Origin of the sequence: Kluyvera georgiana (genome assembly GCF_050990895.1) — a bacterium.
Taxonomy (GTDB): Bacteria; Pseudomonadota; Gammaproteobacteria; order Enterobacterales; family Enterobacteriaceae; genus Kluyvera; species Kluyvera georgiana.
In genome coordinates this window covers 443,504-460,662 of sequence record NZ_CP158865.1, presented here as the reverse complement: position 1 = coordinate 460,662, position 17,159 = coordinate 443,504, and the positions used below count along the sequence as shown (strand labels likewise).

The following is a 17,159-nucleotide window of genomic DNA, read 5'->3' as shown; positions in this document are numbered from 1 at the left end:
CGTGATTCAATTGGTAATTACCAGCTAGCCTTTTTCAAGCCCGGTACTTCACCGCGCATAGCGGCTTCACGAAGCTTAATACGGCTCAACCCGAACTTGCCCACATAGCCATGCGGACGACCTGTTTGACGGCAGCGTTTACGCTGACGAGACGGGCTGGAATCACGCGGCAGAGACTGCAGCTTGAGAACTGCGTTCCAACGATCTTCGTCGGTCGCGTTCACATCAGAGATAATAGCTTTCAGTTCAGCGCGTTTTGCGAAGTACTTATCAGCTAAAGCTACGCGCTTTACTTCGCGTGCTTTCATTGATTGCTTAGCCATTCAGTAACCCTACCTTACTTGCGGAACGGGAAGTCAAAGGCAGCCAGCAGAGCACGGCCTTCTTCATCAGATTTCGCAGTAGTGGTAATGGTAATATCCAAACCACGCACGCGGTCGACTTTATCGTAGTCGATCTCTGGGAAGATGATCTGCTCACGGACACCCATGCTGTAGTTACCACGACCGTCGAAAGACTTAGCGGACAAGCCACGGAAGTCACGGATACGTGGAACAGCAATAGTGATCAGGCGCTCAAAGAACTCCCACATGCGTTCGCCACGCAGAGTTACTTTACAGCCGATCGGATAGCCCTGACGGATTTTGAAGCCTGCAACTGATTTGCGTGCTTTGGTGATCAGCGGTTTTTGACCGGAGATTGCTGTCAGGTCAGCTGCTGCGTTATCCAGCAGTTTCTTGTCAGCGATCGCTTCACCAACACCCATGTTCAGGGTGATCTTCTCGACCCGAGGGACTTGCATGACAGAATTGTAGTTAAACTCAGACATGAGTTTAGCGACTACTTCGTCTTTGTAGTAATCATGCAGTTTCGCCATCGTACTACTCCAAATTACTTGATAGTTTCGCTGTTAGACTTGAAGAAACGGACTTTTTTGCCGTCTTCGAATCTAAAGCCTACACGGTCAGCCTTGCCGGTAGCCGCGTTGAAAAGTGCAATGTTAGAGATCTGAATAGCTGCTTCTTTCTCTACAATGCCGCCTGGTTGGTTCAGAGCCGGAACCGGCTTCTGGTGTTTCTTAACCAGGTTGATACCTTCAACGATGACCTTGCCGGAAGACAGGACATTCTTAACTTTACCGCGTTTACCTTTATCTTTACCGGTTAACACGATAACTTCGTCATCACGACGGATTTTAGCTGCCATGATTCGCTCCTTAGAGTACTTCTGGTGCCAGAGAGATAATTTTCATGAACTTCTCGTTACGAAGTTCACGAGTTACCGGCCCAAAAATACGCGTACCGATAGGCTGCTCGCTGTTATTGTTTAAAATAACGCATGCATTACCATCGAAGCGAATGACAGAACCGTCCGGGCGACGAACACCCTTCTTGGTGCGCACCACTACCGCCTTCAGCACATCACCTTTTTTGACCTTACCACGCGGAATTGCTTCCTTGATGGTGATCTTGATGATGTCGCCTACGCCTGCGTAGCGACGGTGCGAGCCACCCAGAACCTTGATACACATTACGCGACGTGCACCGGAGTTGTCGGCGACGTTCAGCATAGTCTGTTCTTGGATCATTTTAGTGCTCCGCTAATGTCAACTACTACTGAGACCCGAATTCAGGTCGTTAAAAAGCCCCATATCGAGGGCGCGGCATTATAACACCGCTTCAACGATAAGGGTAGAAAAAATAAACGGCTCATCGCTGAGCCGTTTATTCGTATCGAGAACGAGTACTGTATTACAGAACCGCTTTCTCTACAACGCGAACCAGCGTCCAGGATTTAGTCTTGGACAGCGGACGGCATTCGCGGATTTCAACCACGTCGCCCATGCCGCATTCGTTGTTCTCGTCATGTACGTGCAGTTTGGTCGTACGTTTGATGAATTTGCCGTATACCGGGTGTTTCACCATACGTTCGATAGCAACAACAATGGATTTCTCCATTTTTGCGCTAACTACGCGACCTTGCAGAGTACGGATTTTATCGGTCATTACGCACCCGCCTTCTGAGTCAGTAAAGTCTTAACGCGTGCAACATCACGACGAACCTGCTTCAGCAGGTGAGTCTGTTGCAGCTGGCCACTTGCAGCCTGCATGCGCAGGTTGAACTGCTCACGCAGCAGGTTCAGCAGCTCAGCGTTCAGCTCTTCAACGCTTTTTTCACGCAGCTCTTTTGCTTTCATTACATCACCGTCTTAGTTACAAAGGTGGTTTTGATCGGCAGTTTCGCTGCAGCGAGGCCGAATGCTTCACGGGCCAGCTCTTCCGGGACACCGTCCATTTCATACAGGACTTTACCCGGCTGGATCAAGGCAACCCAATACTCCACGTTACCTTTACCTTTACCCATACGCACTGCCAGCGGTTTTTCGGTGATCGGTTTGTCCGGGAATACACGGATCCAGATCTTACCTTGACGCTTAACTGCACGGGTCATTGCACGACGTGCTGCTTCGATCTGACGGGCAGTCAGACGACCACGGCCAACAGCTTTCAGGCCGAAGCTGCCGAAGCTAACATCCGCGCCAGCAGCCAGACCGCGGTTACGGCCTTTGTGCACTTTACGGAATTTTGTACGCTTTGGTTGTAACATCAGCGACGCTCCTTATTTACGGCCTTTACGCTGCTGCTTTTTAGGTTGAGCAGCCGGTTCCGGTTGTTCAACAGCAGCCATACCACCCAGGATCTCACCTTTGAAGATCCATACCTTAACGCCGATTACACCGTAAGTGGTGTGCGCTTCAGAGGTGTTGTAGTCGATGTCAGCACGCAGAGTGTGCAGCGGTACGCGACCTTCACGGTACCATTCGGTACGTGCGATTTCCGCGCCGCCCAGACGGCCGCTAACTTCAACTTTGATACCTTTAGCGCCCAGACGCATTGCGTTCTGTACAGCACGCTTCATAGCACGACGGAACATAACGCGACGTTCCAGCTGAGAAGTGATGCTGTCAGCAACCAATTTTGCGTCCAGTTCAGGCTTACGCACTTCGGCGATATTGATCTGGGCAGGTACGCCAGCAATATCAGCTACGACTTTGCGCAGTTTTTCTACGTCTTCACCTTTCTTACCGATCACGATACCCGGGCGAGCGGTGTGAATGGTCACACGGATGCTCTTAGCCGGACGCTCGATAACGATACGAGATACGGACGCTTTAGCCAGTTCCTTAGTCAGGTACTGACGTACTTTAAAGTCGCTGTCCAGGTTGTCAGCGAATTCTTTGGTGTTCGCAAACCAGGTTGAGTTCCATGGTTTTACAATACCCAGGCGAATACCATTAGGATGTACTTTCTGACCCATTGCTAGTCTCCAGAGTCTCAGCGATCGGACACAACCACAGTGATGTGGCTGGTGCGCTTCAGGATGCGATCTGCACGACCTTTCGCACGCGGCATAATGCGCTTCATGCTCGGGCCTTCGTCTACGAAAATTTTCGTAACTTTCAGATCGTCGATGTCAGCGCCATCGTTGTGTTCAGCGTTAGCAATGGCAGATTCCAGAACTTTCTTAACCAGTACAGCCGCTTTCTTATTGGTGTAGGTCAGAATTTCCAGTGCCTGCGACACTTTCTTACCGCGAATCAGGTCAGCAACAAGGCGAACCTTCTGAGCAGAAGAACGAGCATGGCGATGTTGAGCTAAAGTTTCCATCTCTTCCTCCTACCTTATTTCTTCTTCGCTTTTTTATCAGCAGCGTGGCCGCGATAAGTACGAGTCGGTGCGAATTCACCCAGTTTGTGACCAACCATTTCGTCGGTAACAAAAACTGGAACGTGCTGACGACCATTATGGACAGCGATGGTCAAACCGATCATGTTAGGAAAGATCGTTGAACGACGGGACCAAGTGCGCAGGGGCTTCTTGTCTCCGCTTTCCACCGCTTTCTCTACCTTCTTCAGCAAGTGCAGGTCAATAAAAGGACCTTTCTTGAGAGAACGTGGCATGGCTTATCCTCTAAAATTATTTGCTACGGCGACGTACGATGAATTTATCAGTACGCTTGTTGCTGCGGGTCTTCTTACCTTTGGTCTGAACGCCCCACGGAGTTACCGGGTGCTTACCAAAGTTACGACCTTCACCACCACCATGTGGGTGATCGACTGGGTTCATCGCAGTACCGCGAACGGTAGGACGAACACCACGCCAGCGTGCAGCACCTGCTTTACCCAGAACGCGCAGCATATGCTCAGCATTGCCAACTTCGCCCAGGGTTGCACGGCAGTCTGCTTCGACTTTACGCATCTCACCAGAACGCAGACGCAGGGTGACATAAGCACCATCACGCGCAACGATCTGAACGTAAGTACCAGCGGAACGTGCCAGCTGACCGCCTTTACCTGGTTTCATTTCTACGTTATGAACGGTAGAACCAACCGGGATATTGCGCATCGGCAGGGTGTTACCTGCTTTGATTGCAGCATCAACGCCAGACTGAATCTGGTCGCCAGCTTTCAGGCCTTTAGGGGCCAGGATGTAACGGCGCTCGCCGTCTTTGTACAGAACCAGCGCGATGTTCGCGGAACGGTTCGGATCGTACTCAAGACGTTCAACAACTGCCGGGATACCATCTTTGTTGCGTTTGAAGTCAACAATACGGTAAGCCTGCTTGTGACCACCACCAATGTGACGAGTGGTGATACGGCCATTGTTGTTACGACCACCGGATTTGCTGTTTTTTTCCAGCAGCGGAGCAAAAGGTTTGCCCTTGTGCAGCTCAGGGTTAACCACTTTAACTACGTGGCGACGACCCGGAGATGTCGGTTTACATTTAACAACTGCCATTGTATTACTCCTCCGACTTACTCAGCGCCGCCGACGAAGTCCAGATTCTGGCCTTCCTTCAGGGTGACGTAAGCTTTTTTCCAGTCGCTACGACGACCGATACGCTGTCCGTGACGTTTAACTTTCCCTTTAACTACCAGGGTGTTAACGACTTCGACTTCGACTTCAAACAGTTTCTGCACAGCAGCTTTGATTTCTGCTTTGGTCGCGTCTTTAGCAACTTTGAGAACGATGGTGTTAGTTTTTTCCATCGCAGTAGACGCTTTTTCAGAAACGTGCGGTGCGCGCAGCACCTTCAGCAGACGTTCTTCACGAATCATGCCAGCATCTCCTCAACTTGCTTAACAGCATCAGCAGTCATTACGACTTTGTCGAAGGCGATCAGGCTAACCGGGTCGATACCAGTTGCATCGCGTACGTCAACCTTGTGCAGGTTGCGCGCAGCCAGGAACAGGTTTTCGTCCAGCTCACCGGTGATGATCAGCACATCTTCCAGAGCCATGTCTTTCAGTTTCTGTGCCAGCAGCTTAGTTTTAGGCGCTTCTACAGAGAACTTCTCGACAACGATCAGACGATCCTGACGTACCAGTTCGGACAGAATGCTTTTCAGCGCGCCGCGGTACATCTTCTTGTTAACTTTTTGACTGTGGTCCTGCGGGCGTGCAGCGAAGGTCACGCCACCTGAACGCCAGATCGGGCTCTTGATAGAACCTGAACGCGCACGGCCGGTACCTTTCTGGCGCCACGGCTTTTTGCCTGAACCAGTTACTTCAGCACGAGTCTTCTGAGCACGAGTACCCTGACGAGCACCAGCTGCATAAGCAACAACAACCTGGTGAACCAGCGCTTCGTTGAAATCACGACCGAAGGTAGTTTCGGAAACAGTCAGCGCGCTCTGCGCGTCTTTCAATACTAATTCCATTGCTATCCCCTTACGCCTTCACAGCTGGTTTAACGATCAGGTCGCAACCGGTCGCACCCGGAACACCACCTTTAACCAGCAGCAGGTTGCGCTCAGCGTCAACACGTACTACGTCCAGGCTCTGAACAGTAACGCGTTCGTTGCCCAGCTGACCTGCCATTTTCTTGCCTTTGAACACTTTGCCCGGAGTCTGGTTCTGACCGATAGAACCCGGAACGCGGTGAGACAAGGAGTTACCGTGAGTAGCGTCCTGGGTACGGAAGTTCCAGCGCTTAACGGTACCAGCGAAACCTTTACCTTTAGAGGTACCGGTTACGTCAACTTTTTTAACGTCAGCAAACAGTTCAACGCTGATGCTCTGACCTACGGTGTATTCTTCACCATCTGCCAGACGGAATTCCCACAGGCCGCGGCCAGCTTCTACGCCAGCTTTAGCAAAGTGGCCAGCTTCCGGCTTAGTTACACGGTTAGCTTTTTTAGCACCAGTGGTAACCTGAACAGCGCGATAGCCATCGTTAGCCAGATCTTTGATCTGAGTAACGCGGTTTGCTTCAACTTCGATAACGGTTACTGGGATAGATACGCCATCTTCAGTGAAGATGCGGGTCATACCCACTTTTTTACCGACTAAACCAATCATTGTATCAACCTCTCAATCGCTCGATGACCTGATTAACCCAGGCTGATCTGCACGTCTACACCGGCAGCCAGGTCCAGACGCATCAGAGCATCAACGGTTTTTTCAGTTGGCTCAACGATGTCAACCAGACGCTTGTGAGTACGGATCTCGTACTGATCACGCGCGTCTTTGTTAACGTGCGGAGAGATCAGAACGGTGAAACGCTCTTTGCGGGTCGGCAGCGGGATCGGACCACGGACTTGCGCACCAGTGCGCTTAGCAGTCTCGACGATTTCCGCGGTTGATTGATCGATCAGACGATGATCAAACGCTTTCAGGCGGATACGGATTCTTTGGTTCTGCATGAGACCAGAGCTCCAATTATTTTATAGACGAAATAGTTACTCCTCAAACCCATTACGATTGATGGGAGAGTGTAACCGTTCTTACAGAGTTCCCCAATTGGGAACATTGTCTGGTATCGCTTACGCAGTACCTGGTTCAGATTGAACCGCCTGTCAATATTAGACAAGCCCGCGCATTATACACAAATACCCATGTGAAGCAAGCCGTGTTTATAAATTAATCACCACATCCTGCACACCGTTCGCAAAACAACCTGCACACCTGCAATCTCGTACGGTTGCCTGGATAACGTCTCGCAGTCGCTGAGATTGCCTTTTGCCAACTATGCCCGCGCTTCGCAAACTAAAGTCACTTTTCCCTTCGGACGACACCGATATGATGCTTCTAGCCCTCCCCTTCTTTATGGTTTATACGCTGCTCAGCGGCGCCCTGTGCTGGCATGATGCCCATACCGGTCTGCTGCCAAACCGTCTGACCTGTCCTTTACTGTGGACTGGAGTGCTATTCCAGCTCAGTCTGCATCCGGCGAGTCTCAGCGATGCGCTTTGGGGGATATTTGCCGGCTACGGTATTATGAGCATGTTCTACTGGGGATACCGGGCAATACGCCGCTGTGAGGGCTTAGGGTATGGGGATGTAAAATATCTCGCGGCCCTGGGAGCGTGGCACGGGTGGCAATCATTACCGGTACTGCTTGTTACCGCCTGCGCGATGGCAGGCACTTACATCCTGACTCAGGCTATCTGGAGACGGTCTGCGAAGACAATAAAAAACCCGCTGCCGTTTGGTCCATTTCTGGGGGCTGCGGGTTTTATTATCGCCGGCCTGGCGACGATTAATCTGCAACTTTAATTTGCGACTGCAGGTAATTCTGTAGGCCAATTTTGCCAATCAGATCCAGCTCAGTCTCCAGCCAGTCGATATGATGCTCTTCTTCGGTGAGTATCTCGATCAGCATATCGCGGCTCACGTAGTCATGGACGCTATCAGCATAGGCAATGGCTTCACGCAGATCTTTTGCGCCGTCCAGTTCCAGCTTTAAATCTGATTGCAGCATCTCTTCGACGTCTTCGCCGATATGCAGCTTGCCAAGATCCTGCAGATTGGGGATCCCTTCAAGAAACAAAATACGCTCAATGTACTTATCGGCGTGCTTCATTTCATCAATGGATTCGTGATACTCGATATCATTGAGGCGCATCAGGCCCCAGTTTTTGAACATTCTCGCATGGAGAAAGTATTGATTGATTGCGACAAGCTCATTTCCCAATAATTTATTGAGATAATTTATAATCTTAACGTCACCTTTCATTATATAGACCCTCCGCTTCCACTTATTGAAGCGTAGAACGGCCTACAGGGATGTCAAAAAAGAAATCCGGGCTCAGGCAATCTCTTTGAACTCTGGCATTTGCATTAATTCGTCTTCCATCACCTCTCGAGCCGCACGAACGCACTTACCACATTGATTTCCAATAGGAATACATTTTCTTAATTGCTGGAAAGACTGCGGATGAAACTGGCGCACTGCCTGGCGAATTTTTTTATCGCTGACGCCATTACACAAACAAACGTACATACCTACTCCCGTTCAATTTCTGAACAAAGTGTAAGTGAGAATAATTATGATTACAATACCAGAACGCAAAACGACGAGGAAATATGCGAGCAAATCGTGCGAAATACAGGCGGAATAAAACCATAAAAAGCAAAAAGGGCGCCGAAGCGCCCTTTTTAAGCTCAAAGCTAATTAATCAATAATTAGCTCATTACTTTAGCAACAACGCCCGCGCCAACGGTACGGCCGCCTTCACGGATTGCGAAACGCAGACCGTCGTCCATCGCGATCGGGTGGATCAGGGTAACAACCATTTTGATGTTGTCGCCCGGCATTACCATCTCAACGCCTTCCGGCAGTTCGATGGTACCAGTCACGTCAGTAGTACGGAAGTAGAACTGCGGACGGTAGCCTTTGAAGAACGGAGTATGACGGCCGCCTTCGTCTTTGGACAGGATGTACACTTCAGATTCGAACTTGGTGTGCGGCTTGATAGAACCCGGCTTAGCCAGTACCTGACCACGTTCGATTTCTTCACGTTTGATACCACGCAGCAGAACACCAACGTTCTCACCAGCACGGCCTTCGTCCAGCAGTTTGCGGAACATTTCAACGCCAGTACAGGTAGACTTAGCAGTCTCTTTGATACCAACGATTTCAACTTCTTCGCCAACTTTGATGATACCGCGCTCTACACGACCGGTAACAACGGTACCACGACCGGAGATGGAGAATACGTCTTCGATCGGCAGCAGGAACGGCTTGTCAATCGCACGCTCTGGTTCCGGGATGTAAGAATCCAGGAAGCCTGCCAGTTCGATGATTTTCGCTTCCCACTCAGCTTCGCCTTCCAGCGCTTTCAGAGCAGAACCACGAACGATCGGAGTGTCGTCGCCCGGGAAGTCGTACTGAGACAGAAGTTCACGAACTTCCATTTCAACCAGTTCCAGCAGCTCTTCGTCATCAACCATGTCGCATTTGTTCAGGAACACGATGATGTACGGAACGCCTACCTGACGACCCAGCAGGATGTGCTCACGAGTCTGCGGCATCGGGCCGTCAGTCGCAGCAACAACCAGGATCGCGCCGTCCATCTGCGCAGCACCGGTGATCATGTTTTTAACATAGTCGGCGTGCCCCGGGCAGTCTACGTGCGCGTAGTGACGGGTCGGGGTGTCATATTCAACGTGGGAGGTGTTGATGGTGATACCACGAGCTTTTTCTTCCGGAGCGTTATCGATCTGGTCGAAAGCACGAGCAGCACCGCCGTAGGTTTTAGCCAGAACGGTGGTGATTGCAGCGGTCAGGGTAGTTTTACCGTGGTCAACGTGGCCGATGGTGCCGACGTTAACGTGCGGTTTTGTACGTTCAAATTTTTCTTTAGACACGGCTATATTCCTTACTATAGTGCTCTCCCCTTTGGAGAGAGCACGGGACTTAGGTTTTAATCCTGTGGATTATTTACCACGGGCTTCAATAACGGCCTGAGCAACGTTGTTCGGCGCATCGTCGTACTTCAGGAACTCCATGGAGTAAGAAGCACGGCCTTTGGTCAGTGAACGCAGCTGAGTCGCATAACCGAACATTTCGGACAGCGGAACTTCAGCGTGGATCACAACGCCAGTCACGTTGGATTCCTGACCTTTGAGCATACCACGACGGCGGCTCAAGTCACCGATAACGTCACCAGTGTTCTCTTCCGGAGTCTCTACTTCAACCTTCATGATCGGCTCAAGCAGAACTGGTTTCGCTTTCTTAAAGCCATCTTTGAAGGCGATAGAAGCGGCCAGTTTAAACGCCAGTTCAGAGGAGTCAACGTCATGGTAAGAACCGAAGTGCAGACGAACACCCATGTCAACAACCGGGTAACCAGCCAGCGGGCCAGATTTCAGCTGTTCCTGGATACCTTTATCAACGGCCGGGATGTATTCGCCAGGGATTACACCACCTTTAATGTCGTTGATGAACTCGTAGCCTTTCGGGTTGGAACCCGGCTCCAGCGGGTACATGTCGATAACAACATGACCGTACTGACCGCGACCACCAGACTGCTTAGCGTGTTTACCTTCGATATCGGTAACTTTCGCGCGAATCGCTTCGCGGTAAGCAACCTGAGGTTTACCGACGTTCGCTTCAACGTTGAATTCACGCTTCATACGGTCAACGATGATGTCGAGGTGCAGCTCACCCATACCGGCGATAATGGTCTGGTTAGATTCTTCATCAGTCCATACGCGGAATGATGGGTCTTCTTTAGCCAGACGGCCCAGAGCCAGACCCATTTTTTCCTGGTCAGCTTTGGTTTTCGGTTCTACTGCGATGGAGATTACCGGCTCAGGGAATTCCATACGTTCCAGAATGATCGGCGCATCCGGGTCACACAGGGTGTCACCAGTGGTTACGTCTTTCAGACCGATTGCAGCAGCGATGTCGCCCGCGCGAACTTCTTTGATCTCTTCACGTTTGTTAGCGTGCATCTGAACGATACGACCGAAACGCTCACGTGCAGCTTTCACGGAGTTCAGTACGGTATCACCAGAGTTAACCACACCGGAGTACACGCGGAAGAAGGTCAGGTTACCAACAAACGGGTCGGTAGCGATTTTGAACGCCAGTGCAGAGAACGGCTCGTCGTCGCTTGCGTGACGCTCAGCCGGAGTGTCTTTACCGTCGTCCAGGATACCGTTGATCGCAGGTACGTCAACCGGGGATGGCAGGTAATCAATTACCGCATCCAGCATCGCCTGAACACCTTTGTTCTTGAACGCAGAACCACAGGTTACCAGGATGATTTCGTTGTTCAGAACGCGCTGACGCAGAGCTTTTTTGATCTCTTCTTCAGTCAGTTCTTCACCACCCAGGTATTTCTCCATCAGCTCTTCTGAAGCTTCAGCAGCGGACTCGATCAGGTTCTGGTGCCATTCGTCAGCCAGTTCCTGCATGTCAGCCGGGATATCTTCATAAGTGAAGGTTACGCCTGCGTCTTCTTCGTTCCAGTTGATGGCTTTCATTTTCACCAGGTCAACAACACCGGTGAACGCTTCTTCAGCGCCAATTGCCAGCTGCAGCGGAACAGGGTTCGCGCCCAGACGGGTTTTGATCTGACCAACAACTTTCAGGAAGTTAGCGCCCATACGGTCCATTTTGTTAACGAACGCGATGCGCGGTACTTTATACTTGTTAGCCTGACGCCATACGGTTTCAGACTGTGGCTGAACACCACCAACTGCGCAGTAAACCATTACCGCACCGTCAAGAACACGCATGGAACGTTCTACTTCGATGGTGAAGTCAACGTGCCCCGGGGTGTCGATGATGTTTACGCGATGCGGTTCATACTGCTTAGCCATACCAGACCAGAATGCAGTAGTTGCAGCGGAAGTGATGGTAATACCACGTTCCTGCTCCTGCTCCATCCAGTCCATGGTAGCGGCGCCGTCGTGAACTTCACCGATTTTATGGTTTACACCGGTGTAGAACAGAATACGTTCGGTAGTAGTGGTTTTACCGGCGTCGATGTGCGCACTGATACCGATGTTACGGTAGCGTGCGATGGGTGTTGTACGAGCCATTTGATTCCTCGTTTATCTTTTTAGGCGTTCAGTTAAGTAACCCAAAGCGGGCAGCTTCGCTGAAGCGCCCGCCTGGTGACTAATACTCCGAAGGGATTACCAACGGTAGTGTGCGAACGCCTTGTTGGCTTCTGCCATACGGTGAACGTCTTCACGTTTCTTAACTGCAGTACCTTTGTTTTCTGCAGCGTCAGAAAGTTCGTTCGCCAGGCGCAGAGCCATGGATTTATCACCGCGTTTACGAGCAGCTTCTACGATCCAACGCATTGCCAGAGCATTACGACGAACCGGACGAACTTCAACTGGTACCTGATAAGTAGAACCACCTACGCGGCGGGATTTAACTTCTACAGTCGGGCGAACGTTTTCGAGAGCGACTTCGAAAGCTTCCAGTTCATTTTTACCAGAACGCTGAGCCAGGGTCTCCAGCGCGCTGTATACGATTGATTCTGCAGTAGATTTTTTACCATCTACCATCAGGATGTTAACAAATTTAGCCAGCAGTTCTGATCCGAACTTAGGATCCGGCAGGATTTTACGCTGACCAATGACGCGACGACGTGGCATGGAAATACTCCGTTGTTAATTCAGGATTGTCCAAAACTCAAAGAGTTTAGTTTGACATTAATATAAAACGTTTGGCCTTACTTAACGGAGAACCATTAAGCCTTAGGACGCTTCACGCCATACTTGGAGCGAGCTTGCTTACGGTCTTTAACGCCGGAGCAGTCAAGCGCACCACGAACGGTGTGGTAACGAACACCCGGAAGGTCTTTTACACGACCGCCACGGATCAGGATCACGGAGTGCTCCTGCAGGTTATGACCTTCACCACCGATGTAGGAGGTAACTTCAAAACCGTTAGTCAGACGAACACGGCAAACTTTACGCAGTGCGGAGTTCGGTTTTTTAGGAGTGGTAGTATATACACGAGTACATACGCCACGTTTCTGCGGGCAGGCTTCCAGTGCAGGCACGTTGCTTTTTGCAACTTTGCGAGCACGTGGTTTGCGAACCAGCTGGTTAACTGTTGCCATTAAATAGCTCCTGGTTTTAGCTTTTGCTTCGTAAACACGTAATAAATCGCCTCATATAATATGAGGACGCGAAATTTTAGGGCCATGCCGAAAGGGTGTCAAGAAATATACAACGGTATGGCATTACCAGGTCATTTGAGCCGGGTGTTTTACCGTTAACCTGACGAAGTCAGTATAGCTGACCATGATGACATCGCTCGAAATTTGAGCACAAAGACCGCGCGCCTGCACATCTACATTCAACACATGGATGGATATGGGGGCAGCGCGCAGGATTTCAAGAAAGTGGCTGTTTTCCACCGCCGCGAGCACACCGTCAGCAAGCAGCAGCAAATCATCACCTTCTGCCATCAGACGGATCATACCCGCAATATCGGAATGCCAGGGAGAGGTACTGAGCGTATGCAGCATAGAGGCCTCAAAAGCGCAGAATGACGTCGTAGCCATTAAGCCGTTCACGCAGGGCATTCGGTTCTAACGGTTCCACGTCAGCGACAAATGCCGTATCAGCCGCCAGACCGCGTTCACGCATTGATGCGGCGCAGATCCAGCAGTTTTCAATATCGTAGAGCGCCAGCAGCTTGAAAGTGGCGATGTAGTCACGCGCCAGAATAACGCCGGGTGCCTGCTGGCTGAGCAGTTGAAACACGCCGTCGCCAATGAAAAAGACGCCAAGGTCTTCGCTTAATGCCGACGTCGCCAGCAGCGCATCCAACCCTTCACGGCCTGCAGCGCTGCCGTGAGGGGCGCTGGAGAAAACAAATGCGACGTGTTTCATCAGAACTGCACCATTCGATCGCAGGTTAATGCGGCTTCGGCCAGCGAACCCAATCCGCTCAGCGAAAAGCCCGGCTGTAGGTTAGACGTTGGCAGACCAAGCTGCCCAGCTTCCGTTTCGTCGGTCACGCCTCTACGGAGCGCGGCGGCGACACAAATATGCAGCGCCACACCGTGCGTATCATGCAGTGATTGCCATGCACGAACCAGATCAAACTCATCGCTGGCAGGGGAACTCAGCTGATTGGCGTTGTATACCCCTTCACGATAAAAAAATACACAGGCTATCTCGTGACCTTCAGCCAGCGCCGCCTGCGCAAACAGCAGCGCGCTGCTGGCCTGCTGCGTGCCATAGGCTGGCCCGGTCACCATCAGAGCAAAACGCATTACTTATCTTGCCCCAGGAAATCGCCATTCTTGAACTGACGAATATAGAGGTACACCGTGTGTTTGGAGATGTTCAGGCGATCGGCCACCTGGTTGATAGCATCTTTGATGTCGAAGATGCCTTTCTCGTAAAGGTTAAGCACGATCTGGCGATTTTTGGCGTTATTGGAAACGTTGCGATCGGCATTGACCTCTTCGATAGTGAACTCCAGCGTCTGGGTCACCAGATCCTCCACCGATGAGGCGAAGTTAACCGCAGAGCCCACTTCCGGCGTCTCTGGCGGGATAAAGGTGTTCATGATCTGTGAGAACGGCACATCGAGGTTCATGTTGATGCACAGCAGGCCAATGACGCGCTGATCGCGATTACGGATGGCAATAGTGACCGACTTCATCAGCACGCCGCTTTTGGCGCGAGTAAAATAGCATTTGGAAACGCTGCTATCCGCCCCGGTCATATCATGCAGCATACGGAGCGCGAGATCGGTAATCGGCGAGCCGATTTTCCGCCCGGTATGTTCACCGTTTGCGATGCGTATTGCCGAACATTTAAGATCCTGAAGTGAATGCAGCACGATTTCGCAGTGGGAACCAATGAGCATCGCCAACCCGTCCACCACCGCTTCGTAGGATTTAAGAATATCAAAGTCGGTCTGATCGAAAGGACGTTGATCCAGTAAATCAAGTTCACTGGTTTCGTTGGTTAAAAGCGACCTGGACATGAAAAAAAGCACTCCTTTTCAGGAGCCTGTCGTTATGTTGTCAGGGCAGGCTCATCACTATTAGGGGCATCTAAAGTAATACAGCGCATAAGGCGCTTTCCAGCATTAATTATATCCTGCCGATAATAAAAAGCCGCCGCCCAGTGGGCGGCGGCTGTCTGACTCTTATTTTTTGCTCGCTTCAGCGGCCTTATCTGCCGGTGCGGCTTCAGGCTGCGCTTCAGCTTTCGGTGCCGGTTTCACGTCTAACAGTTCAACGTCGAAGACCAGGGTCGAGTTAGCCGGGATACCCGGAACGCCGGTTTTTCCGTATGCCAGATCCGGTGGGATAACCAGCTGAATTTTACCGCCTTTCTTGATGTTCTTCAGGCCTTCGGTCCAGCCCGGAATGACACCATCCAGACGGAAGGAGAGCGGCTCACCGCGGGTGTAGGAGTTATCGAACTCTTTACCGTCGATCAGCGTACCCTTGTAGTTAACAACCACGGTGTCGCTGTCTTTCGGTGCTTCGCCGGTACCTTCTTTCTCTACTTTAAACAGCAGGCCGGTTTTAGAGGTTTTCACATCCTTCTCTTTGGCAAACTTGTCGCGGTAGGCTTTGCCTTTCGCTTCGTTATCAGCCGCGTCTTTTTCCATCTTCGCCTGAGCGGAGGTCTTCACGCGAGTTTCGAAAGCCTGCAGAGTTTGTTCAATTTCCTGATCGGACAGCTTGCTCTTGTCAGCAAAAGCGTCCTGAACGCCGGCAATTAGCTGGTCTTTATCCAGTTTGATGCCCAGTTTTTCCTGTTCTTTCAGAGAATTTTCCATGTAACGACCCAGCGATGCGCCCAGCGCATAGGCAGATTTCTGGTCGTCATTTTTGAATGCAGCTTTGCTTTCTGCTGCCGGGGCCGCTTTCGACGCCGCGTCAGCTGCGAAGGTCAGAGGCGCATTCAGTGCAACGGCCATTGTGGTTGCCAGAAGCGTTACTTTAAACAGTGATTTCATCCATCTCTCCAGGGCCGGGGCCTCTCGCCCCATGTTAACTAAATGAGAAGCGTACTATAAAACGTTGTAGAGGAAATCTACATACGAACGCTCCTGATATCGACCCTTTTCAGACTCTTTTTGTTTAAATTAGTTTCCGCTCACGAACGGCAGTGCTGCATGCCAGGGTAAAGTTGCGTAGAATCCGCCACGTCAGAAACGCTTTTGGCGATAACCGAGTAGAGAGAGACATCATGCAGGAAACGACTATCGAAGCGCGTCTGGAGGAGCTTGAAAGCCGGCTGGCCTTCCAGGAGATCACCATTGAGGATCTCAACCAGACGGTGACCGCTCATGAAATGGAGATGGCCAAACTGCGAGAGCATCTGCGTCTGCTAACGGAAAAACTCAAAGCCAGCCAGCCGTCACACATCGCGTCGCAGTCTGAAGAGACGCCGCCACCCCATTATTAAGACGTAAAAAAAGCGGGTTTCCCCGCTTTTTTTGTCTCTGTCGTTCGTAAGAACGAGAGGGATTAGTGGCAGCCGCAGCCGCCGTGGCCTTTACCGCCACCGCCGCAGCAGCCTTCGCCGCCGTGGTCATGACCGTGGTCGTGGCCGTGACCGCCGCAGCAACCGTCTTCACCGTGATCGTGATGATGATCGTGCGCGCCGTGAACGTGGCCATGAGCCAGTTCTTCTTCGGTTGCTTCACGGATAGCCACAACTTCAACGCTGAACTTCAGGTTCTGGCCAGCCAGCATGTGGTTACCGTCAACCACAACGTGGTCGTCTTCAACTTCGGTGATTTCAACCGGTACTGGACCCTGGTCGGTTTCAGCCAGGAAGCGCATGCCAACCTGCAGTTCATCAACGCCCATGAAGACGTCTTTAGGAACGCGCTGTACCAGGTTTTCGTCGTACTGACCGTAAGCGTCGTTAGCTTGAACAGCAACGTCGAATTTATCACCAACATCGTGACCGTCCAGCGCATTTTCCAGGCCGGAGATCAGGGAACCGTGACCATGCAGGTAGTCCAGCGGTGCACTTACCGGAGACTCATCAACCAACACACCGTCTTCTGTACGTACCTGATAGGCCAGGCTGACCACCAGGTCTTTTGCTACTTTCATGATATCTCCTGAGCATGGGAATATTTTAGTGGCGCAGATTGTAGCGGAATTCTACACCCGTGTACCCATAAGCTTAAAAAAAGACAGCACGGATCGCTACTCCGGATGAAAAATCCCGATCACTTGTTCCTCTTTGCGCACGTGATCGCGCGCTTCTTTATCCGCTTCACGCATCTGGTGCCCGCACTTAACGCATTCAACCACATCGATATTATTCTCGCGCCACATCGCCATGGAATCCTGCGCCTGACACGACGGGCATTTTGCGCCCGCGATAAAACGTTTACGTATCGCCATGCTTC

The 17,159-nt window shown here is 51.2% G+C and carries 30 protein-coding genes; 2 read left to right on the top strand and 28 right to left on the bottom strand.

From position 1 onward, the window contains the following. Positions 1 to 17: 17 nt before the first annotated feature. The 15 genes from rpsN to rpsJ all read right to left on the bottom strand — a co-directional run bounded on the left by rpsN (position 18) and on the right by rpsJ (position 6,705). Positions 18 to 323 carry a 30S ribosomal protein S14 gene (rpsN, locus tag ABTW00_RS02200; RefSeq protein WP_064541637.1) on the bottom strand — a complete coding sequence of 102 codons (306 nt, stop codon included), beginning with the start codon at positions 321 to 323 and terminating at the stop codon, positions 18 to 20. Between the two features lie 14 nt (positions 324 to 337). After that, on the bottom strand, positions 338 to 877 hold the full coding sequence (gene rplE / locus ABTW00_RS02195; RefSeq protein ID WP_064541635.1) for a 50S ribosomal protein L5: 540 nt from the start codon (positions 875 to 877) through the stop codon (positions 338 to 340). A gap of 14 nt (positions 878 to 891) precedes the next feature. Then, positions 892 to 1,206: a 50S ribosomal protein L24 gene (rplX, locus tag ABTW00_RS02190; RefSeq protein ID WP_035894981.1), complete on the bottom strand. Its 315-nt coding sequence runs from the start codon at positions 1,204 to 1,206 to the stop codon at positions 892 to 894. Positions 1,207 to 1,216: 10 nt separating this feature from the next. Continuing rightward, entirely contained in the window at positions 1,217 to 1,588 is a 372-nt protein-coding gene (gene rplN / locus ABTW00_RS02185; RefSeq protein WP_000613954.1) for a 50S ribosomal protein L14, read from the bottom strand. Positions 1,589 to 1,751: 163 nt separating this feature from the next. Further along, complete coding sequence (gene rpsQ, locus ABTW00_RS02180; RefSeq protein ID WP_035894980.1) at positions 1,752 to 2,006, bottom strand: 30S ribosomal protein S17; 255 nt, start codon at positions 2,004 to 2,006, stop codon at positions 1,752 to 1,754. Then, positions 2,006 to 2,197, bottom strand: coding sequence for a 50S ribosomal protein L29 (rpmC, locus tag ABTW00_RS02175; RefSeq protein WP_002919754.1), 192 nt, complete (start codon positions 2,195 to 2,197; stop codon positions 2,006 to 2,008). Before rpmC ends, rpsQ begins: the two co-directional genes overlap by 1 nt. Continuing rightward, on the bottom strand, positions 2,197 to 2,607 hold the full coding sequence (rplP, locus tag ABTW00_RS02170) for a 50S ribosomal protein L16 (RefSeq protein WP_064541633.1): 411 nt from the start codon (positions 2,605 to 2,607) through the stop codon (positions 2,197 to 2,199). Before rplP ends, rpmC begins: the two co-directional genes overlap by 1 nt. A 12-nt stretch (positions 2,608 to 2,619) precedes the next feature. Further along, on the bottom strand, positions 2,620 to 3,318 hold the full coding sequence (gene rpsC / locus ABTW00_RS02165) for a 30S ribosomal protein S3 (protein WP_006817277.1): 699 nt from the start codon (positions 3,316 to 3,318) through the stop codon (positions 2,620 to 2,622). Positions 3,319 to 3,335: 17 nt separating this feature from the next. Then, positions 3,336 to 3,668, bottom strand: a complete 333-nt coding sequence (gene rplV, locus ABTW00_RS02160; protein ID WP_035894978.1) for a 50S ribosomal protein L22 — start codon at positions 3,666 to 3,668, stop codon at positions 3,336 to 3,338. Positions 3,669 to 3,682: 14 nt separating this feature from the next. After that, complete coding sequence (rpsS, locus tag ABTW00_RS02155) at positions 3,683 to 3,961, bottom strand: 30S ribosomal protein S19 (RefSeq protein ID WP_001138117.1); 279 nt, start codon at positions 3,959 to 3,961, stop codon at positions 3,683 to 3,685. A 16-nt stretch (positions 3,962 to 3,977) separates the two neighbouring features. Continuing rightward, positions 3,978 to 4,799, bottom strand: a complete 822-nt coding sequence (rplB, locus tag ABTW00_RS02150; protein ID WP_000301859.1) for a 50S ribosomal protein L2 — start codon at positions 4,797 to 4,799, stop codon at positions 3,978 to 3,980. 17 nt (positions 4,800 to 4,816) lie between these two features. Beyond that, positions 4,817 to 5,119 (bottom strand): 50S ribosomal protein L23, encoded by a 303-nt coding sequence (rplW, locus tag ABTW00_RS02145; RefSeq protein WP_000617546.1) that lies wholly within the window; start codon positions 5,117 to 5,119, stop codon positions 4,817 to 4,819. Further along, positions 5,116 to 5,721, bottom strand: a complete 606-nt coding sequence (rplD, locus tag ABTW00_RS02140; RefSeq protein ID WP_000424395.1) for a 50S ribosomal protein L4 — start codon at positions 5,719 to 5,721, stop codon at positions 5,116 to 5,118. Before rplD ends, rplW begins: the two co-directional genes overlap by 4 nt. A gap of 10 nt (positions 5,722 to 5,731) precedes the next feature. Continuing rightward, complete coding sequence (rplC, locus tag ABTW00_RS02135) at positions 5,732 to 6,361, bottom strand: 50S ribosomal protein L3 (RefSeq protein ID WP_064541630.1); 630 nt, start codon at positions 6,359 to 6,361, stop codon at positions 5,732 to 5,734. Positions 6,362 to 6,393: 32 nt separating this feature from the next. Further along, positions 6,394 to 6,705 (bottom strand): 30S ribosomal protein S10, encoded by a 312-nt coding sequence (rpsJ, locus tag ABTW00_RS02130; protein WP_001181005.1) that lies wholly within the window; start codon positions 6,703 to 6,705, stop codon positions 6,394 to 6,396. A 379-nt stretch (positions 6,706 to 7,084) separates the two neighbouring features. Here rpsJ and ABTW00_RS02125 point away from each other — a divergent pair, with 379 nt between their 5' ends. Then, positions 7,085 to 7,558, top strand: coding sequence for a prepilin peptidase (locus ABTW00_RS02125; protein WP_433640913.1), 474 nt, complete (start codon positions 7,085 to 7,087; stop codon positions 7,556 to 7,558). Here ABTW00_RS02125 and bfr read toward each other — a convergent pair. From bfr to fkpA, 11 genes are all read right to left on the bottom strand, one after another. Further along, positions 7,542 to 8,018 (bottom strand): bacterioferritin, encoded by a 477-nt coding sequence (gene bfr, locus ABTW00_RS02120; RefSeq protein WP_064541623.1) that lies wholly within the window; start codon positions 8,016 to 8,018, stop codon positions 7,542 to 7,544. The two genes, ABTW00_RS02125 and bfr, sit on opposite strands and share 17 nt — an antisense overlap. A gap of 72 nt (positions 8,019 to 8,090) precedes the next feature. After that, positions 8,091 to 8,285 carry a bacterioferritin-associated ferredoxin gene (bfd, locus tag ABTW00_RS02115; RefSeq protein ID WP_035894970.1) on the bottom strand — a complete coding sequence of 65 codons (195 nt, stop codon included), beginning with the start codon at positions 8,283 to 8,285 and terminating at the stop codon, positions 8,091 to 8,093. A 182-nt stretch (positions 8,286 to 8,467) separates the two neighbouring features. Beyond that, positions 8,468 to 9,652 (bottom strand): elongation factor Tu, encoded by a 1,185-nt coding sequence (tuf, locus tag ABTW00_RS02110; RefSeq protein WP_003031109.1) that lies wholly within the window; start codon positions 9,650 to 9,652, stop codon positions 8,468 to 8,470. Positions 9,653 to 9,721: 69 nt separating this feature from the next. After that, positions 9,722 to 11,836, bottom strand: a complete 2,115-nt coding sequence (gene fusA / locus ABTW00_RS02105; RefSeq protein ID WP_064541605.1) for an elongation factor G — start codon at positions 11,834 to 11,836, stop codon at positions 9,722 to 9,724. A 96-nt stretch (positions 11,837 to 11,932) separates the two neighbouring features. Beyond that, complete coding sequence (gene rpsG / locus ABTW00_RS02100; RefSeq protein ID WP_017374162.1) at positions 11,933 to 12,403, bottom strand: 30S ribosomal protein S7; 471 nt, start codon at positions 12,401 to 12,403, stop codon at positions 11,933 to 11,935. Between the two features lie 95 nt (positions 12,404 to 12,498). Continuing rightward, entirely contained in the window at positions 12,499 to 12,873 is a 375-nt protein-coding gene (gene rpsL / locus ABTW00_RS02095) for a 30S ribosomal protein S12 (RefSeq protein WP_000246815.1), read from the bottom strand. A gap of 123 nt (positions 12,874 to 12,996) precedes the next feature. Further along, entirely contained in the window at positions 12,997 to 13,284 is a 288-nt protein-coding gene (gene tusB, locus ABTW00_RS02090) for a sulfurtransferase complex subunit TusB (protein ID WP_065356483.1), read from the bottom strand. A gap of 7 nt (positions 13,285 to 13,291) precedes the next feature. Then, positions 13,292 to 13,651 carry a sulfurtransferase complex subunit TusC gene (gene tusC, locus ABTW00_RS02085; RefSeq protein WP_433638516.1) on the bottom strand — a complete coding sequence of 120 codons (360 nt, stop codon included), beginning with the start codon at positions 13,649 to 13,651 and terminating at the stop codon, positions 13,292 to 13,294. Further along, entirely contained in the window at positions 13,651 to 14,037 is a 387-nt protein-coding gene (gene tusD / locus ABTW00_RS02080; RefSeq protein WP_064541599.1) for a sulfurtransferase complex subunit TusD, read from the bottom strand. The genes tusC and tusD overlap by 1 nt, the downstream gene beginning before the upstream one ends. Continuing rightward, on the bottom strand, positions 14,037 to 14,759 hold the full coding sequence (locus tag ABTW00_RS02075) for a helix-turn-helix transcriptional regulator (protein WP_064541597.1): 723 nt from the start codon (positions 14,757 to 14,759) through the stop codon (positions 14,037 to 14,039). The genes tusD and ABTW00_RS02075 overlap by 1 nt, the downstream gene beginning before the upstream one ends. 165 nt (positions 14,760 to 14,924) lie before the next feature. After that, entirely contained in the window at positions 14,925 to 15,746 is an 822-nt protein-coding gene (fkpA, locus tag ABTW00_RS02070) for an FKBP-type peptidyl-prolyl cis-trans isomerase (protein ID WP_433638513.1), read from the bottom strand. Between the two features lie 233 nt (positions 15,747 to 15,979). On the opposite strand from fkpA, the gene ABTW00_RS02065 reads away from it, so the two are divergent. Beyond that, positions 15,980 to 16,198 (top strand): protein SlyX, encoded by a 219-nt coding sequence (locus ABTW00_RS02065; protein ID WP_064541591.1) that lies wholly within the window; start codon positions 15,980 to 15,982, stop codon positions 16,196 to 16,198. Positions 16,199 to 16,260: 62 nt separating this feature from the next. Here the strand turns inward: ABTW00_RS02065 and slyD are convergent, their stop codons facing one another. Together slyD and ABTW00_RS02055 are read right to left on the bottom strand one after the other, a co-directional pair. Further along, positions 16,261 to 16,857 carry a peptidylprolyl isomerase gene (slyD, locus tag ABTW00_RS02060; protein ID WP_064541588.1) on the bottom strand — a complete coding sequence of 199 codons (597 nt, stop codon included), beginning with the start codon at positions 16,855 to 16,857 and terminating at the stop codon, positions 16,261 to 16,263. A gap of 96 nt (positions 16,858 to 16,953) precedes the next feature. Continuing rightward, positions 16,954 to 17,154 (bottom strand): YheV family putative zinc ribbon protein, encoded by a 201-nt coding sequence (locus ABTW00_RS02055; RefSeq protein WP_064541585.1) that lies wholly within the window; start codon positions 17,152 to 17,154, stop codon positions 16,954 to 16,956. Between the last annotated feature and the right edge of the window lie 5 nt (positions 17,155 to 17,159).

Bases quoted from the DNA above. Each gene is read 5' to 3' on its own strand.
- rpsN (WP_064541637.1), bottom strand. From the start codon at position 323: ATGGCTAAGCAATCAATGAAAGCACGCGAAGTAAAGCGCGTAGCTTTA.
- rplE (WP_064541635.1), bottom strand. From the start codon at position 877: ATGGCGAAACTGCATGATTACTACAAAGACGAAGTAGTCGCTAAACTC.
- rplX (WP_035894981.1), bottom strand. From the start codon at position 1,206: ATGGCAGCTAAAATCCGTCGTGATGACGAAGTTATCGTGTTAACCGGT.
- rplN (WP_000613954.1), bottom strand. From the start codon at position 1,588: ATGATCCAAGAACAGACTATGCTGAACGTCGCCGACAACTCCGGTGCA.
- rpsQ (WP_035894980.1), bottom strand. From the start codon at position 2,006: ATGACCGATAAAATCCGTACTCTGCAAGGTCGCGTAGTTAGCGCAAAA.
- rpmC (WP_002919754.1), bottom strand. From the start codon at position 2,197: ATGAAAGCAAAAGAGCTGCGTGAAAAAAGCGTTGAAGAGCTGAACGCT.
- rplP (WP_064541633.1), bottom strand. From the start codon at position 2,607: ATGTTACAACCAAAGCGTACAAAATTCCGTAAAGTGCACAAAGGCCGT.
- rpsC (WP_006817277.1), bottom strand. From the start codon at position 3,318: ATGGGTCAGAAAGTACATCCTAATGGTATTCGCCTGGGTATTGTAAAA.
- rplV (WP_035894978.1), bottom strand. From the start codon at position 3,668: ATGGAAACTTTAGCTCAACATCGCCATGCTCGTTCTTCTGCTCAGAAG.
- rpsS (WP_001138117.1), bottom strand. From the start codon at position 3,961: ATGCCACGTTCTCTCAAGAAAGGTCCTTTTATTGACCTGCACTTGCTG.
- rplB (WP_000301859.1), bottom strand. From the start codon at position 4,799: ATGGCAGTTGTTAAATGTAAACCGACATCTCCGGGTCGTCGCCACGTA.
- rplW (WP_000617546.1), bottom strand. From the start codon at position 5,119: ATGATTCGTGAAGAACGTCTGCTGAAGGTGCTGCGCGCACCGCACGTT.
- rplD (WP_000424395.1), bottom strand. From the start codon at position 5,721: ATGGAATTAGTATTGAAAGACGCGCAGAGCGCGCTGACTGTTTCCGAA.
- rplC (WP_064541630.1), bottom strand. From the start codon at position 6,361: ATGATTGGTTTAGTCGGTAAAAAAGTGGGTATGACCCGCATCTTCACT.
- rpsJ (WP_001181005.1), bottom strand. From the start codon at position 6,705: ATGCAGAACCAAAGAATCCGTATCCGCCTGAAAGCGTTTGATCATCGT.
- ABTW00_RS02125 (WP_433640913.1), top strand. From the start codon at position 7,085: ATGCTTCTAGCCCTCCCCTTCTTTATGGTTTATACGCTGCTCAGCGGC.
- bfr (WP_064541623.1), bottom strand. From the start codon at position 8,018: ATGAAAGGTGACGTTAAGATTATAAATTATCTCAATAAATTATTGGGA.
- bfd (WP_035894970.1), bottom strand. From the start codon at position 8,285: ATGTACGTTTGTTTGTGTAATGGCGTCAGCGATAAAAAAATTCGCCAG.
- fusA (WP_064541605.1), bottom strand. From the start codon at position 11,836: ATGGCTCGTACAACACCCATCGCACGCTACCGTAACATCGGTATCAGT.
- rpsG (WP_017374162.1), bottom strand. From the start codon at position 12,403: ATGCCACGTCGTCGCGTCATTGGTCAGCGTAAAATCCTGCCGGATCCT.
- rpsL (WP_000246815.1), bottom strand. From the start codon at position 12,873: ATGGCAACAGTTAACCAGCTGGTTCGCAAACCACGTGCTCGCAAAGTT.
- tusB (WP_065356483.1), bottom strand. From the start codon at position 13,284: ATGCTGCATACGCTCAGTACCTCTCCCTGGCATTCCGATATTGCGGGT.
- tusC (WP_433638516.1), bottom strand. From the start codon at position 13,651: ATGAAACACGTCGCATTTGTTTTCTCCAGCGCCCCTCACGGCAGCGCT.
- tusD (WP_064541599.1), bottom strand. From the start codon at position 14,037: ATGCGTTTTGCTCTGATGGTGACCGGGCCAGCCTATGGCACGCAGCAG.
- ABTW00_RS02075 (WP_064541597.1), bottom strand. From the start codon at position 14,759: ATGTCCAGGTCGCTTTTAACCAACGAAACCAGTGAACTTGATTTACTG.
- fkpA (WP_433638513.1), bottom strand. From the start codon at position 15,746: ATGAAATCACTGTTTAAAGTAACGCTTCTGGCAACCACAATGGCCGTT.
- ABTW00_RS02065 (WP_064541591.1), top strand. From the start codon at position 15,980: ATGCAGGAAACGACTATCGAAGCGCGTCTGGAGGAGCTTGAAAGCCGG.
- slyD (WP_064541588.1), bottom strand. From the start codon at position 16,857: ATGAAAGTAGCAAAAGACCTGGTGGTCAGCCTGGCCTATCAGGTACGT.
- ABTW00_RS02055 (WP_064541585.1), bottom strand. From the start codon at position 17,154: ATGGCGATACGTAAACGTTTTATCGCGGGCGCAAAATGCCCGTCGTGT.